This is a genomic window from Rufibacter sp. LB8 (genome assembly GCF_014876185.1).
In the GTDB taxonomy this organism is placed as follows: Bacteria; Bacteroidota; Bacteroidia; order Cytophagales; family Hymenobacteraceae; genus Nibribacter.
The window spans coordinates 3,699,449-3,713,965 of record NZ_JADALJ010000001.1 but is presented as its reverse complement, the minus strand read 5'-3'; the positions used below and the strand labels follow the sequence as shown (position 1 = coordinate 3,713,965).

Here is a 14,517-nt window from a genome sequence, read left to right as displayed (position 1 = left end):
ATCCAAATCTTTTTATCTGTTGTCTAAGAGTCTGAGGAGCTTGTATCTCCTTGTCCCCGCATTGTTTTAAGAATTGATCCAATAATCTTCAGCAGTTCTTCACAATCGTTTAAAAGTGAAGTTGCCAAGTTGGGCGTCAGGTAATCAGTGTCTCTTAGCAAACGCAGCCAATAATGTGATTCTCTAGCTTCTTTGTAGCTAATCCAAAGCTTAGCCATAAAATCTCTTTTGCTCTGGGCTCCTACGGCTTCCTCAGCATTGGACCCAATAGAGGTTCCGCTTCTGAGAATCTGCTTACCAATGACGTAATCCCTTTTCTCATCACTTAAGAATTGGTATAATCTGATGATTCGAACGCCAAAGCTGTAACTTTTGGTCAGCAAGACGTTCTCCTCTTTCATCATTCCTAATTCTTAATTCCCAATTCTCAATTATATACTGAAGGCTTTTTCAATGATGGCGCGCTGCTCTTTCTGGTGGATTTTGTTATAACCCGTGGCCGGTGAAGAACTTGGCTTACGTGAAACCACATCTACCACGCGGCTGCGCATCACGCTCAGAATATAGGTCCAGGCGCCCATGTTGAACGGCTCTTCCTGTACCCAGAACACCTCAGCACCTGGATATTTGTTGAGTTCGCGCTCCAACTGAACATCTGGAAACGGATGCAACTGCTCCATTCTTATAATGGCTACATCTTTGCGATTGGTTTGCTGCTGCTCTTCCAGCAATTCGTAATAAATCTTGCCGGTGCACAGCAACACTTTGGTCACTTTCTTGGCCTCGGCATAGATATCACCAATTACTTCCTGAAAAGCACCTTTGGCAAAATCTTCTACCGGCGACATCACGTTCTGGTGACGCAGCATAGACTTAGGCGCCATGTGAATACACGGTTTCCGGAACGGCAGGGCTAGTTGGCGGCGCAGCATGTGGAAATAGTTGGCCGGGGTGGTACACTGCGTTACGTACATGTTGTACTCAGCGGCCAATTGCAGGAACCGCTCTGGGCGGGCGTTGGAGTGCTCCGGACCCTGACCTTCATAGCCGTGCGGCAGTAACATTACCACACTGTTCATGCGTTGCCACTTAGATTCTGTGGACGAAATGAACTGGTCAATCATAACCTGCGCGCCGTTGGCGAAGTCCCCAAACTGCGCTTCCCAGATTACTAAAGCATTGGGATTTGCCATAGAATACCCGAACTCGAAACCCAGCACGGCATATTCAGACAGCAGGGAGTTATAGATTTGCAGTTTCTGCTGATTCTCAGAAATGTGGTTCAGGTTGGTATAGGCGGCGCTGGTGTTGGCGTCATGCAAAACCGCGTGGCGGTGCGAGAAAGTACCACGTTGCACATCTTGCCCAGACATCCGCACAATTTTACCGTCTAAAAGAACTGAACCGAAAGCCAGCAATTCCGCCGAAGCCCAGTTCAAAGACTTGCTCCCGAAGAACATGTCCTGGCGCTCTTTGGTCAGTTTCTCAATCTGCTTGAGTGGCTTGAAGTTCTCTGGCAGCGTGGTCAAGGCTTTGCCTACTTGCTCCAGCGCTTCCATAGAAATTCCGGTCTCTGGGCTCTGGTGGAAATCTTCTGGCCTAGAGCGTCTCAGTTCCTGCCATTCTTTCTCCAGCACCTGGTAATTGTACGGCAAGGGCTCCTGCTTCACCATGTCCAGGCGTTCCTGCAGCATCTGCCGGAATTCCTTGTCCATTTCTTCGGCCACCTTGGTATCTAAATCGCCGCGGCTCACCAGGGCTTTGTTATAGATTTCACGGGGGTTCTGGTGCTTGGAGATTAAGTTATAGAGTTGTGGCTGCGTGAATTTAGGCTCGTCTGCTTCATTGTGCCCATGGCGGCGATAGCACACCATGTCAATAAACACATCATTATGGAATTTCTGACGATATTCGGTGGCCAGACGCACGGCAAAAACTACTGCTTCTGGGTCATCACCGTTCACGTGCAGCACCGGCGCGTCAATGATTTTGGCTAAATCTGTGCTATAGATAGAAGATCGGGCGTCTTCAAAGTCAGTGGTGAAACCAACCTGGTTGTTGATCACGAAGTGGATGGTTCCGCCGGTGCCGTAGCCTTCCAGTTTGGCCATTTGGGTCACCTCGTAGCCAATGCCCTGGCCCGCTACGGCGGCGTCACCGTGAATCAGGATAGGCAATACCTTGTTCACGTCACGCTCATACATGGAGTCCAGCTTGGCGCGCACAAAGCCTTCCACTACTGGGTTCACCGCCTCTAAGTGCGAGGGGTTGGGCGCCAGTTTCAGATTCACTTTATGGCCAGAAGGGGTATCTACCTCGCTGGAGAAACCCATGTGGTATTTCACATCGCCGTCACCCATGGTCAGATCCGGAACGGCGGTTCCCTGGAATTCAGAGAAGATCTGCTCGTAGGTTTTGCCCATGATGTTGGCCAGCACGTTCAGACGGCCGCGGTGGGCCATGCCAATCACTACTTCTTTCACGCCCAGCTCAGCGCCTTTGTCAATAATAGCATCCAGCGCCGGGATAGTAGTTTCGCCGCCTTCCAGAGAGAAGCGTTTCTGCCCCAGAAATTTGGTATGCAAAAAGTTCTCAAACACTACTGCCTCATTCAGTTTAGACAGAATGCGTTTTTTATAATCTATAGAGGGATTGAAACTCAAGGAGTCTTTCTCCACTTTTTGCTTGAACCAGGCCAGCACTTCGGGGTTCCGAATGTACATGTACTCAAAGCCGATGGTGCGCTCGTATATTTTTTTCAGAGAGGCCAGAATATCGCGCAGCGTGGCTTTGCCCAAGCCAATTTCTGAACCGCTCTGGAACGTACTATCCAAATCTGCCTCAGACAGCCCAAAGTCAGACAAATCCAGCAACGCCTTGCGGTCTTTGCGCGGACGCACCGGGTTGGTGTTGGAACGCAGATGACCCCGTGACCGGAACGCATAGATTAAATTACGAACCTGGATTTCCTTTTCTACCTCAGCGGCAGAGGCCGTGGCACCCGTTGACTTGGCCGGTGCCTCAGCTGCACCCTCCTGGCCGTTCCCGTTGGGGTAGGTCTGAGAAAAGTCAAAGCCTTCAAAAAATTTCTGCCAGCCAAACTCTACAGATTCTGGTTCTTGCTGGTATTGCTTGTATAGTTCGTCAATGTAAGCGCCGTGCGCATTGGCGATATATGAGTATTTATCCATAATGATTGAAAGTACTTGCTAATGCTTCGGCAAATTAGAAAATGTTGATTAATAACCTAATTTACATATTCGCATAAGCAAATATAAAATAATTCAGTATTGTTATTTATAAAGCTAAAGTCATAGATACTCTCCCAAACAGCCTATTCTTCCTATCAATACGCGTAAAAACAGCTTTAGGCGAAAATAGAGATAAATTGTTAGCACACAAATATTTAAGACTTAGAAACCTATTCTTATGAGGCCAAACCAATTTGACAAACTTTTCTCACCATAAAATCAGTCTCTTTTATAACCCAGTTTACAGGAGCTTATTATATAAAAGCTGCAGAAGGTTTGGGTATTCCTGTTTTCGGCCTCATTTCCAGAAATGAGCCCGAAAATAGGAATTAGCTAACGCTCCCGGTGCCGTACGAAAACCGGGACTTCTGAAATGACCGCTGAAATGCGGCTTTCGGTCTCGGGGCCTTCCTGCACAAGCACACCGTGCGCTGAGTCTTCTACAATGGTTTTTTTGCGCCAGCCTTTTACAGTTGAGGCATCAGTAACTTCGTCTAAGCCGCTGCCGCCAAAAATATGCACGTAACTTCCTTCAGTGGCGGTGCCGCGTAGCACAAACACATCATCTTGGCCCAGGCCGTACAGGCTTATTTTATCTGTCTCATTGGCGAAAAAAGTTCGGCTGAAGAGTTTTTCGCCGTTGACCCCATTTTCTTTCAGGGCAAACACTTCTACCACCGTTCTGCCCTGTGACAGGCGGTGCACCACAAAGCGTTCGCGTTCATCAGAGCCTGCCACTAGTACGTGCTTGGCCAGAACGCGGTAATACTCCTCGGCGGCTTGCGGCAAGCGGGCCAGACGGCTTTTGAGGGTTTGGTAGGTTTGCTGGCCCACTAAATCATAAACGGGCTTGGGAAATTCCTTCACCGCGGCCCGGAGCACCGAGTCAGAAAGGGCCAGTTGCAACTCCCGCGCCAGGCGCCTGAAATCAGCTATGGAAACCTCGGCCAGGGCACGTTGATCAATGAAAGATGCGTTGATGGTAAGCCCAAACACATCTTTGAACTCGGGGTGGAAAGACTCAAACTTGCGCGCCGCGAACTTGCGGGTAGCCAGCCACGGAATCACGCCATCATCATAATGGCACAAGGCCTGGTCGCGGTCTTTGGGGATGGGTTTGTAGAGAACTTGTGGGCCTTGGTGGTATTCGGCCCAATCCCATTGGCCTTCATGCCGATCCCAGTCGCTAAGGAGCAAGTCCAACAGGCGCGCGCGGGCGTAGGCCCACTGGTCAATGCGGTGGTTGGGCGAGCGGTAATGGCGGCTTAGCATGGTCTCAGTGTCTACCAAGTCAGTGGCCTGCCCAAATTTCTTGGTCAATGAAGCCCTGGTGGTGAATTTCTCTTCCATCAGGAAAAGTTTATTGCCTACCAGATGGGCATATTGCTTGAAATCCTGGTCAGTGGGCAGCACAAACACCAGATGCGGGGTTGGATGGAACACGCCCGCGGCCTCGGCCAGCGGCGCCACCACCAAGGCCGCATATGGGTTGGTGGCCGAGACCTGGTCCCGCACAAAGGCACCTACAAAGGTCTTCCGCCAGAAGGGGGGCAGCACACTAATGGGGTCTTTGTCCACGGACCGCAGCGTAAACCGGCGGCCCAGTGAGTCTGTGAGCGTGAGGCTGGTGGTTTGCATGCCGCCCCCCAGTTTCTCAATGCGCAGGCCACCCTGCTGCTCGTTCATGTGGAACACCTTGGCCTTGACGGGCGTGGCCCAGACCTGCCGGTAATGCTTGCCCAGAAAAAAGGCCCCTACTTTGCTGATTTTGTACTGCAGGCCCGCGGTGGCCCACACACTGTCTGGCGGGTTTTGGAGCAGGCGCCGTTCGCCGAAGAAAGCGGTGGAACCCAGGCTTAGCGCGGTGGGCTGGTCCGTGAAAAAAAGTTGAGCCAACCCATACAGGCACAGGATTCCTACTACCGCACGTATGATGCTCTTTTTCATGTAAGCCGTTGGTCTGCCAGAGTTCAGCTTTACCTATAAAAATAGCCAAAGGTTTAAAAACTTGCCCGGCGTGCGTTTTTGGCCCCGTTTCAGGAAATGAGCCCGAAAACGATTACCTTTAACTCGCATGGGCCCGGTTAACCTTAGCCGGGGCTGTTGCGTTAAAAAAACATTCCACCCTTAACCCTTACACAACGCATATGGCAAACGCTACCTACAACGGCATTACCCCAGAACTATACAACAACTTACGCGGCAAACTCAGCGCCGCCGGCATTGAGCTGGAAGGCAACAGCGGGCGCGTGTCTAAGCAAGGCGTGACCGCCGATTATGCCTATGATGAGGCTTCTCAGCAGCTGCAGATCAACAACGTGGCGGTGAGCTTTCCGGCCAGCATGATGTTCAGCCCAGACAAGATTATCCAGAAGATCAACGAGGCCGTGCGCGGCGCCGGCGGACAGGTGGCATAAATGTCTAAAAAAGTGTGACCTTACAAGGGAACGCTGCGTATAAACATCCCGGCTGGGTGCCCAACGCCCCGGCCGGGATGTTTCTTTTTTATACCCAACCAAGACTTACTATGGAACAAGCAGCAAATACCACCTCTACCTCATTGGTTCAGCCCAAAGATTTCGCCCGTACGGTGGAGTCCATCATGCACGTGTACCAGGGCAAGCATGACGTTCTGCCGGAGTTACTTTCAGATGCCGGAGCCATGTTGTTGAAGGCGCGCCAGAAAATGACACCCGTGCAATTGATTCTCTCTGTGGCCGCCGTGGCCATTGGCGCCATTGTGCTGGTGTCTTACGGCAACAACCAGTTCACCGAGGTAGAGGAAGTGAAGCATTAAGCAGACAGACCGCTTCGTGCTAAAAAAGACGCCCCGCTGGCTTTTTCCGGCGGGGCTTTTTTTATTATTGGCGAAGCAAATTAATCTAAAGAAGGTACTTCTGTTTTCGGCCCCATTTCCAGAAATGAGCCCGAAAACAGATTTTTTTTGCCAGGTGTTTTCATGCGAAACCGTGGTGATATTTTTGGTGAGAAATGGTGCAACATGGCACTTAGCAGCGGCAGTTTGCGTTTTCTGAATACCCCATTCTGCTATGGCCACCAGAAAGAAAAAGAAATACGCTCTTGCTCCCGCGCCGCTCACCGCCCAGGAGCGTGTGAGCCGCTACATGCGCGGCAACAAGAGCAAACACACCCAGCCAGAACTTTTGTTGCGCCGCGCGCTCTGGCAAAACGGACTCCGTGGCTACCGCCTGCACTGGAAGCAACTCCCCGGCAAACCTGATGTCTGTTACCCAGGCCGTAAGTTGGCTATCTTTCTGCACGGCTGTTTCTGGCACCGCTGCCCGCATTGTCTGCCCGCCCTGCCCAAATCTAACACTGCTTTCTGGCAAGAAAAATTCACCCGAAACCAACAACGTGACCTTAAAAACCGCGCCCAACTGAAAGCCGCCGGCTGGCAGGTGCTGGTAATTTGGGGATGTCAACTGGAGCAAGATTTGGCGGGCTGTCTTTTCACCATAAAAGCCTTGCATGAAGGCGGTGTTCCTGACAGTTACTGGCTGGAGGCGGCGTAGAACGTCACATAAGTAAGGGCAAAGTTGGTAATTCCGTTTTTGGCTTCGTTTCCAGAAATGAGCCCAAAAACGGAAATTTATTCCCGATGCGATAGAAAGTACCTCTTTAGCTCCAAGTAGTAGGTACACCAGCCGCCCGGGCTGCATAACCTGCCGCTGAGGCATGCAGCAGTGGTAAGACCATGTTCACTTCGGCTTCAAATTCCACATGGAAATCTTGGGGCAGTTTCTGAAGTTTGCGTAGCATCTCCTCGGCCCGCTTGGCCAGAAAAAGACCGATGGCTTGGGTGGCACCTGAATAGGTCTGGAGCAATCCTTTCTGGTGAAAAAGCACTTCCTTCAAAAGCCTTATAAGCAACTGTACTTCGCCGTAAGCGTCTTTGGTGACGTTGGCGTGGTAACTAATCTGCGGACACACCAACCGCAGATTAGTAAGCAAATCTGCCGCAGAATAATATAAGCCACTAGCCTGGATCTGAATGATGTTCTGTAACTTTTCACGGCGCGCCTCCAGACCTTCTTGGCCGTTTTCCAGCAACTCAAACCTCAGCCGATCTTGCAGCAACTGGTTAGGAGCCAGCAGTTGCAGCAGCAGTTTGTCTTTGCGGGTTTGGGGCATGGACAGCAGGGCGGCTTTCAAATCTAGGGGAATGGTAGGCATGGCAGGTCAATTGGCTAGAAACAGAACAAAAAACCACAGTGTTTTATTCCCGCTGCCGTGATTTCCCTCTTTAATAATAGCGATTCTCCTATCTTTTATTATTTATAAGCCGCTAATGCGCAAAAGGGCTAACCTAAACCCGGCTAAACTTCGTAAACAGCGGCAAACCGTCTGGTCATCTCCATGGCTGGCGGAATTAGCGTTTTGGGCTTCGTTTCTGAAAATGAGCCCCAAAACGGAAAGTTCCTCACCTATTCACTGTATGAAACCACTCTTACCCCGTTGGGTAACTCTCTTTCTTTTGGGTCTGCTCACAGGCTCTCCTTTCTTAAGTTGGGCTCAATTACCTGCGCTGCCTGCCGGGCAACCGTCGCACACGGTGTTATTGGTGGGCCGTACTGCGCCTACCTTGGGCAGTGCGGCACCCTTGCCGGCGCTTCGGGCACATTTGCAACAGGCCGGTGAGAACAGCACCCTGGTCTTTCTGGGGAATCCGTTTCTGCCATCGGCATTGCCTGGGGTCTCGGCACCCGGCAGACAGGCCCAGGAAGTGCAATTGAAGATTCAGCTGCAACACGTGCAAGGCTACAAAGGCAAGACCATCATTATGGCCGGCGAACATGACACCCAGGGCCGCATAGACCAGGGCGTGCGCAACCAGGAACGCTACATTGCCCAATACCTGCAGAACGACAAACTCTTCTTGCCCGAGAACACCTGCCCCGGCCCTTCTGAGCTGGCCCTCACAGATGACGTGCACCTGCTGCTGCTAGACACGCAGTGGCTTCTGCCCCGCCGCCGTCTGGATGAGGAAGAGGAACAGCGCGGCTGCCCCAACACCGGTTCCACGGCCACATTGGCGGCCGTAGATGACCTGTTGCGCAGCAATGAAGACAAGAACCTGCTGGTGGGCCTCACTATTTCGCCTAAGATGAAAAGCCTGGAGCACCGCCTCATGCACCGGCAGTTGGCCCAGTTTTATTCGCAGCACAAGGGTTTGGTTCATGTAGAAGGCAATTCGCCCGCGTTGCAGTACCAAACCTTAGACAGCATTCATTACCTAGGCGCGGGCACCGGGGCCACCAACATCTCGCCCGTAAAAGAAGCCGCCACGGCATTCTCGCAGCAGGCCAGCGGCTTCACCAAAGTCATGTACTACCCCAACGGCGAAGCCTGGCTGGAAATCTATACCGCCCCAGACAACCAAAGCGCCACCGCGCAGGTAGTGCACCGCGCCCTGCTTTCGCGCAAGCCTACGTTAAAACAGGTGGAGGCGCGCATCAAAAACATGAAACTGAGCTTTGCGGGCAAAACCGCCACGTTGCCAGCCAGTAACTACTACAAATCAAGCGGTTTCCGGCATTGGCTCATGGGCGAAAACTACCGCCCGGAATGGGAGCAACCTGTGACTTTGCCCGTGTTTGACATAGGTACGCAGCACGGCGGTCTCAAAGTGATTCAACGCGGCGGCGGCTTCCAGACCGTGTCTTTGCGCCTGGAAGACAGTACCGGCAAACAGTACGTGCTGCGCTCCGTGGAAAAATACCCCGACGACGCCCTGCCTCGCATCTTGCGCCAGACCATTGCCGCCGACGTGGTGAAAGACCAGATTTCGGCCTCTCACCCGTACGGCGCCCTGGTAGTCACGCCCTTGGCCAGAGCCGCCGGCGTGTACCATACCAACCCGAAGTATTTTATTATTCCAGATGACCCCAGGTTTGGCCGTTATTTGAAAGGCTTCGCCAACACCATTGGTTTGTTTGAGGAGCGCGGCGATGAGGACATGTCACACCTGGCCAGCATGGGCAACGCCAAGAATGTAGTGGGCACCGAAAAAGTCCTGGAGAACCTGCAGGAAGACCAGAACGATGTGGTGGATCAACTTTCTGTGCTCCGCGCCCGGCTTCTGGATTTTTACATAGCTGACTGGGACCGCCATGATGACCAGTGGCGCTGGGCCGAGTTCAAGAAAGAAGGCAAAGGCAAAGTGTACAGACCCATTCCCAGGGACCGTGACCAGGCGTTCTTCGTGAACCAGGGCGTGATTCCAAACATTGCCAGCCGCCGCTGGATTCTGCCCAAGGTGCAGGGCTTTGACGAGAGCCTGCGTGACATCAAAGGCTTCAACTTCAACAACCGCTATTTTGACCGGTACTTTCTCACAGAACTGGAGCGATCGCAGTGGGTAGCCATGGCAGATTCTGTGGCCGCGTCCCTCACAGATGAGGTGATAGAAGAAGCCGTGCGCCAGCTTCCGCCGGAAATTTACCAATTGAAAGGCCCAGAGCTGGCCCGTATTCTCAAGGCGCGCCGGTCTTCCCTTAAACGTGACGCAGAGGACTACTATGAATTCCTGGCCCAGAAAGTAGATGTGGTAGGCACAGACCAACCCGATTTATTTGAGGTAGAGCGTCAGGCCAAAGGCGTAACCGTGGTGTCTATCTACAAGAATGACAGAACCCCAGAGAACCGCTTTTACCACCGCACCTTTCTGCCCGAAGACACGCGTGAGATCAGAATCTACGGCTTAGGCGGCGATGACCAGATCACCGTGACCGGCCAGGGCGAAGACGGCATACGCCTGCGTTTGGTGGGCGGCCCCGGCCAAGATGAAATCACTGACAAATCACGCGTAGAGGGCCTGCGCCGTCTGACGTATGTATATGACGAACCCAACGGAGCCAAACTGGAACTGGGCACTGAGGCCCGCGAGTTTACGCACCTCAAGCCCACGGCCACCTATGACCGAAGAGCCTTTAAGTACAACTACCTGGGCCCGCTGGCATCACTGGAATTTAACCGCGATGACCGCTTTCTCTTAGGCGCCGGGGTGTTGCTGGAGACGCAGGGCTTCCAGAAAGAACCGTTTGGCATGCGCCAGCGCCTGATGGGCAGCTACGCCTTCGCTACCAAGTCTTTTCTAGTGGACTACAATGCGCATTTCACGCGGCTGCGGCTGGGGCTGGATGTACAGGTGAACGTGAACTTCAAAAGCCCGGGCTTCTCAGACAACTTCTTCGGGTTGAGCAATGAAAGTAAGTACAATGATGAGATAGACATTGACTATTATCGTTACCGGTCTTCGCAGTTCTACAGCAATGTGTTGTTTGGCCGAAAAGTAGGCGAATATGAAACTTTGTTCCTAGGCCCAGCCCTGGAGACGGTGAACGTGGAGCGCACACCTGGCCGCTTCCTGGAATCCTACGCCGCCACAGAATCTGACAGACTGGCCACGTATTATGACCCAAAAACCTACGCCGGGCTTAGAGCCCAATATGTCCTGGACTCGCGTGATTTGCCGGCCTTGCCTTCTAAAGGTGTACTGTGGTCTATTAGCGCAGACGTCATGAAAGGCACCAAGTCTGGCTCCCGGGATTATGCGCGGGCACATTCGCAGTTCTCCATTTACAAGACCTTGCGCATTCCGTTCAAGCTTACCCTGGCTACCCGTTTTGGCGGCGGCTACACCTTCGGGGACAACATCGAGTTCTTCCAGGCTCAGAACTTAGACGGACTAGCCAACCTGCGCGGCTACCGCAGAAGCCGTTTCAGCGGCGAAGGCGCTTTCTACAACAATACTGAGGCCCGCCTGCGGTTGTTCAGCTTCACCACCTATTTGTTCCCGGCGTCTGTGGGCGTGTTTGGGTTCCATGATGTGGGCCGCGTGTTCGTGAAAGGCGAAGACTCCAAGGAATGGCACAGCGGCTACGGCGGCGGGGTGTGGCTCTCACCGCTCAACCAGGTGATTATCTCGGTGGGCTACACCAAATCTCAGGAAGACGCCATGCCCTTGATCAAAGCCGGTTTCTTCTTTTAACCACTGACTCTTATAAAACAGGAAAGGCTACCCAGTTGGGTAGCCTTTCCTGTTTTAGGGCTCATTTCTGAAAATGAGCAGGAAAACGCTTAGTTCAGGAAAATGGAGAACAGCTCAAACCGGCTGGAAGAAAAACTCCAGTGCGACGGCGAGGGGTGAATCTCTTCGCCTTCTTCGTCAATAATGGTCAGGGCCATGCCCTCTTCCAGGTTCAAGGGTTCAGTGAAATGTTTCACGGTGTACACGTGGCCTTCTTCAATCCATTCGTCGGGTTCAAAGCTAGGCAAAGTAGCATCAATGCACTTGGCATACACGCTCATATAGCTGGGAGGAAAAATCAGATTTACCATGTCTTATAAACGATAAGCGGTTGAGAAAAATTCCGGCGGCCCTTCAGTCACCTCTCTCCGGTAGTGCAAAAATCTCGCCAAGAACTGAAAGGGCTTTCTGGCTACGTGTGGACTAGTATAGACAACTTTTTTGAGAAGTGCAACGGCACCCCAGATTTTTTACGACCCAAGACACCCTCTTTCCCCCTTCTTCGTACACACAAAAACCGCCCAGCCGGTTCATACTTATCTTCTACCTAACCATTTACCTATATGAGCACCGACAACAAATACAACGAGGAAGAAAAACTAAAAGGCAAACAGTCTGCCGATGACCTGAAGCAAACCTCAGAAGAACCGGGCGCCGAGGCCAAAGGAAACGCCAGCGCCCAGCAGGGCGGGCAGCAGCCGGGCAACAGCCAGGGCGGACAAGGTGGCAAGGCCACAGACGGCGACCAGAATTCCCGCCATGACACAGATGATGAGATGAGCGTTTTTGGCAGATTAGACAGCTAAGCAAACCAGCCCTATGCAAGACCAAATAACATCCATTCTCAAGCAAAAGCAGAAGAACTGCTTTCAAGTAGCGCCCGGCATTCTGGGCATGGAAATAGTGTTTGTGAACCTGTTCTTCATTGAAAACCCAGACAAATCATGGGTACTCATAGACGCTGGCCTGTACGGCTCCGCCGATAAAATACGCAAGGCCGCCGAAGAACGGTTCGGGAAAGACAATCCGCCTAAGGCTATTTTGCTCACGCACGGGCATTTTGACCACGTGGGCGCCCTGCAAACTTTAGCTGATATCTGGCAAGCGCCCGTGTACGTGCACCCGCTGGAGTTACCGTACCTCACTGGTCTGTCCAGCTACCCACCACCAGATTCCAGCGTGGGCGGCGGCGGCATGGCGTACCTGTCATTCATGTACCCCAAAAAACCCATCACGTTCAGAGGACGGCTGGAGTTGTTGCCCTCAGACGGGTCTGTGCCGTTCATGCCAGAATGGAAATGGCTGGAGACGCCGGGCCACTCTCCGGGGCACGTGTCTTTCTTTAGAGAACATGACCGCGTGCTCATTGCCGGCGATGCCTTTGTGACCAGAAAACCAGAATCTGCGTTGGCCGTCTTGACCCAGAAACAGGAAGTCTGCGGACCGCCGGCTTATTTCACGCCAGACTGGGCCGCGGCTCGGGCTTCGGTGCAGAAACTGGCGCAATTGAGACCGGCCATTGCCGCCAGCGGCCACGGCCTGCCCATGCAAGGCACAGCCCTGGCCCAAGGCCTGGATGAGCTGGCGCGCCTGTTTGACCAGTTGGCTATTCCAGACAAAGGCCGTTACGTGCCAGAGGCCGCCGTGACAGACAGAAGAGGCATTGTGCACCTTCCGCCGCCCGTGGGCAACACTGTTCCTAAGGTATTGGCCACCGCCGGTTTGGTGGCCTTAGCTGGTTTGGCTACGTACGCGCTCACCCGTCCTCGTAAAAACGCCACCAACGCCCGCATTAAAACCACCTGGCCCGGCGCAGCCAGTAGCAGAAGTAACCAATATGCCACGGCGGTGCCTATGTCACATGATGCCTCGGTTTTAGACCATAACCCCACTACTACTTCCAACAATTACCCGTGATTTTTATGAAATCCATTTAAAACAGAAGAGCAAGCCAGATTGGCTTGCTCTTCTGTTTTTGGGCTCATTTCTGTAAATGACGCCAAAACTAGAACCCGATGGCCTTTCTCTTGAGCACCGCGAACTCCTCTTGGGTAATGGTGCCCTGGTCCAGCATCTGCTTAAGCCGTTCAATGGTGGCAATATCGTCTTGCACGCCGCCGCCGCTCACGCCGCCAGCATTCATCATGCCGCTGTTTTGGTTTTTCTGGTAGAAGCGTTCTTCATTGAAGTGGTCGTTCTGGTAGAAATCTGCGGTTGGGGCAGCGGTGGCCGCCGGGGCCATGTAGGCGTCATTGGGTTTGGTAAAGGCGTGCATGACGCGGTATTCCAAATCAGAATCTACGGCGCCGCCGCGGTAAAACGGAAAGCGCGTGAGGGCATTCTGGTCAATGTTGGCCAGGAACACCTGGTTGTTGTCATCGTCTAGGTGCGCGGCCCCAATGGGTACCAGCAGGTGACGGGCGTCTGTGTCTGGGAGAAACCGGTCTTTGTCCACGTCAATGTCCAGGTAGCGCACTTTCATGAGTTCACGGTCTACAATGAGGTCGTCTACTTTTCCCAGGCGTTGGCCGTCGGCGCCTATTACTTCCCAGTTTCTAACGTCCAGGTTGCGGTCAGCTACTTTAAAATCTTTGAGGTCATGTAACGGCGTCAGGCGGGCTGGTCCGTTGGAAGATGAATATGCCATGTTGTTTTGAGTTAATGCAAGGTTTACAAATGAAGAAAAGGGGCCACGGATAGAATCATGGCGGGAGCAGGCGCGTTGGTCACCGCGGGGTCACCGCCATCGGCGTTCAGCACATATTTGTAGACCAGCCACCCGATGACCAGCAAGGCCAGCAGCACCAACAACCAGCCCCAGCCGGAGCGTTTTTTGGGTTCAATGTTAATTTCAGCCATAGTTTTAGTTTGGTAAGGTTAGGAGTATAATATTTAGCCTAACGTACGCAGCCCAAAAGCAGAGGTTTATAAATCAGGAATTTGCGATGGTGCGCGCGGAAGTGGCGGAAGATTGATTTCCGTTTCCGGGCTCTAAACTGGAAATGGAAGAGAAAACGCAAATGGCAGAGACGCTCGTAGGAGCTGCGCGCACTACGAGGTCTTTTGAGCAAGCGTTCGTCGGGTCCTCCACCGTAGAGACAAGGCGGTGCCTGGTCTCTACAAAAACCTCTGCCGCAAGTTTAGCGACAGCGTAACTTGTGGCTAAACATGTTGTGAGTTTATAAACTCACGTCAGTTGATAAACTGACCAGATGG

At 52.6% G+C, this 14,517-nt stretch carries 13 protein-coding genes; 6 read left to right on the top strand and 7 right to left on the bottom strand.

The window, feature by feature from the left end; all coding sequences use genetic code 11:
* Positions 1-23: 23 nt before the first annotated feature.
* The 3 genes from IMY23_RS15490 to IMY23_RS15480 all read right to left on the bottom strand — a co-directional run bounded on the left by IMY23_RS15490 (position 24) and on the right by IMY23_RS15480 (position 5,198).
* A complete protein-coding gene (locus IMY23_RS15490) occupies positions 24-404 on the bottom strand; it encodes a four helix bundle protein (RefSeq protein WP_370589873.1) in 381 nt (126 codons plus the stop codon).
* A gap of 27 nt (positions 405-431) precedes the next feature.
* The gene (locus IMY23_RS15485; RefSeq protein WP_192822964.1) at positions 432-3,191 is read right to left on the bottom strand and encodes a 2-oxoglutarate dehydrogenase E1 component; all 2,760 of its coding nucleotides are present in this window, start codon (positions 3,189-3,191) and stop codon (positions 432-434) included.
* 393 nt (positions 3,192-3,584) lie between these two features.
* Entirely contained in the window at positions 3,585-5,198 is a 1,614-nt protein-coding gene (locus IMY23_RS15480) for a hypothetical protein (protein ID WP_192822963.1), read from the bottom strand.
* 200 nt (positions 5,199-5,398) lie between these two features.
* Here IMY23_RS15480 and IMY23_RS15475 point away from each other — a divergent pair, with 200 nt between their 5' ends.
* The 3 genes from IMY23_RS15475 (at position 5,399) to IMY23_RS15465 (ending at position 6,784) form a co-directional block, all read left to right on the top strand.
* Positions 5,399-5,668 carry a hypothetical protein gene (locus IMY23_RS15475; RefSeq protein ID WP_192822962.1) on the top strand — a complete coding sequence of 90 codons (270 nt, stop codon included), beginning with the start codon at positions 5,399-5,401 and terminating at the stop codon, positions 5,666-5,668.
* Positions 5,669-5,778: 110 nt separating this feature from the next.
* Entirely contained in the window at positions 5,779-6,048 is a 270-nt protein-coding gene (locus IMY23_RS15470; protein ID WP_192822961.1) for a hypothetical protein, read from the top strand.
* Positions 6,049-6,301: 253 nt separating this feature from the next.
* Entirely contained in the window at positions 6,302-6,784 is a 483-nt protein-coding gene (locus tag IMY23_RS15465; protein ID WP_192822960.1) for a very short patch repair endonuclease, read from the top strand.
* Between the two features lie 106 nt (positions 6,785-6,890).
* On the opposite strand, the gene IMY23_RS15460 is transcribed toward IMY23_RS15465, so the two are convergent.
* Positions 6,891-7,445, bottom strand: coding sequence for a hypothetical protein (locus IMY23_RS15460; RefSeq protein WP_192822959.1), 555 nt, complete (start codon positions 7,443-7,445; stop codon positions 6,891-6,893).
* 262 nt (positions 7,446-7,707) lie between these two features.
* Here IMY23_RS15460 and IMY23_RS15455 point away from each other — a divergent pair, with 262 nt between their 5' ends.
* Entirely contained in the window at positions 7,708-11,262 is a 3,555-nt protein-coding gene (locus tag IMY23_RS15455; protein WP_192822958.1) for a BamA/TamA family outer membrane protein, read from the top strand.
* A gap of 89 nt (positions 11,263-11,351) precedes the next feature.
* Here the strand turns inward: IMY23_RS15455 and IMY23_RS15450 are convergent, their stop codons facing one another.
* The gene (locus IMY23_RS15450) at positions 11,352-11,612 is read right to left on the bottom strand and encodes a hypothetical protein (protein ID WP_192822957.1); all 261 of its coding nucleotides are present in this window, start codon (positions 11,610-11,612) and stop codon (positions 11,352-11,354) included.
* Between the two features lie 252 nt (positions 11,613-11,864).
* Here IMY23_RS15450 and IMY23_RS15445 point away from each other — a divergent pair, with 252 nt between their 5' ends.
* Together IMY23_RS15445 and IMY23_RS15440 are read left to right on the top strand one after the other, a co-directional pair.
* Positions 11,865-12,107 (top strand): hypothetical protein, encoded by a 243-nt coding sequence (locus IMY23_RS15445; protein WP_192822956.1) that lies wholly within the window; start codon positions 11,865-11,867, stop codon positions 12,105-12,107.
* A 13-nt stretch (positions 12,108-12,120) separates the two neighbouring features.
* Positions 12,121-13,218 carry an MBL fold metallo-hydrolase gene (locus IMY23_RS15440; protein WP_225986521.1) on the top strand — a complete coding sequence of 366 codons (1,098 nt, stop codon included), beginning with the start codon at positions 12,121-12,123 and terminating at the stop codon, positions 13,216-13,218.
* Positions 13,219-13,306: 88 nt separating this feature from the next.
* Here the strand turns inward: IMY23_RS15440 and IMY23_RS15435 are convergent, their stop codons facing one another.
* Together IMY23_RS15435 and IMY23_RS15430 are read right to left on the bottom strand one after the other, a co-directional pair.
* Entirely contained in the window at positions 13,307-13,948 is a 642-nt protein-coding gene (locus IMY23_RS15435) for a PRC-barrel domain-containing protein (RefSeq protein WP_192823798.1), read from the bottom strand.
* 23 nt (positions 13,949-13,971) lie between these two features.
* A complete protein-coding gene (locus IMY23_RS15430; RefSeq protein WP_192822955.1) occupies positions 13,972-14,160 on the bottom strand; it encodes a hypothetical protein in 189 nt (62 codons plus the stop codon).
* Between the last annotated feature and the right edge of the window lie 357 nt (positions 14,161-14,517).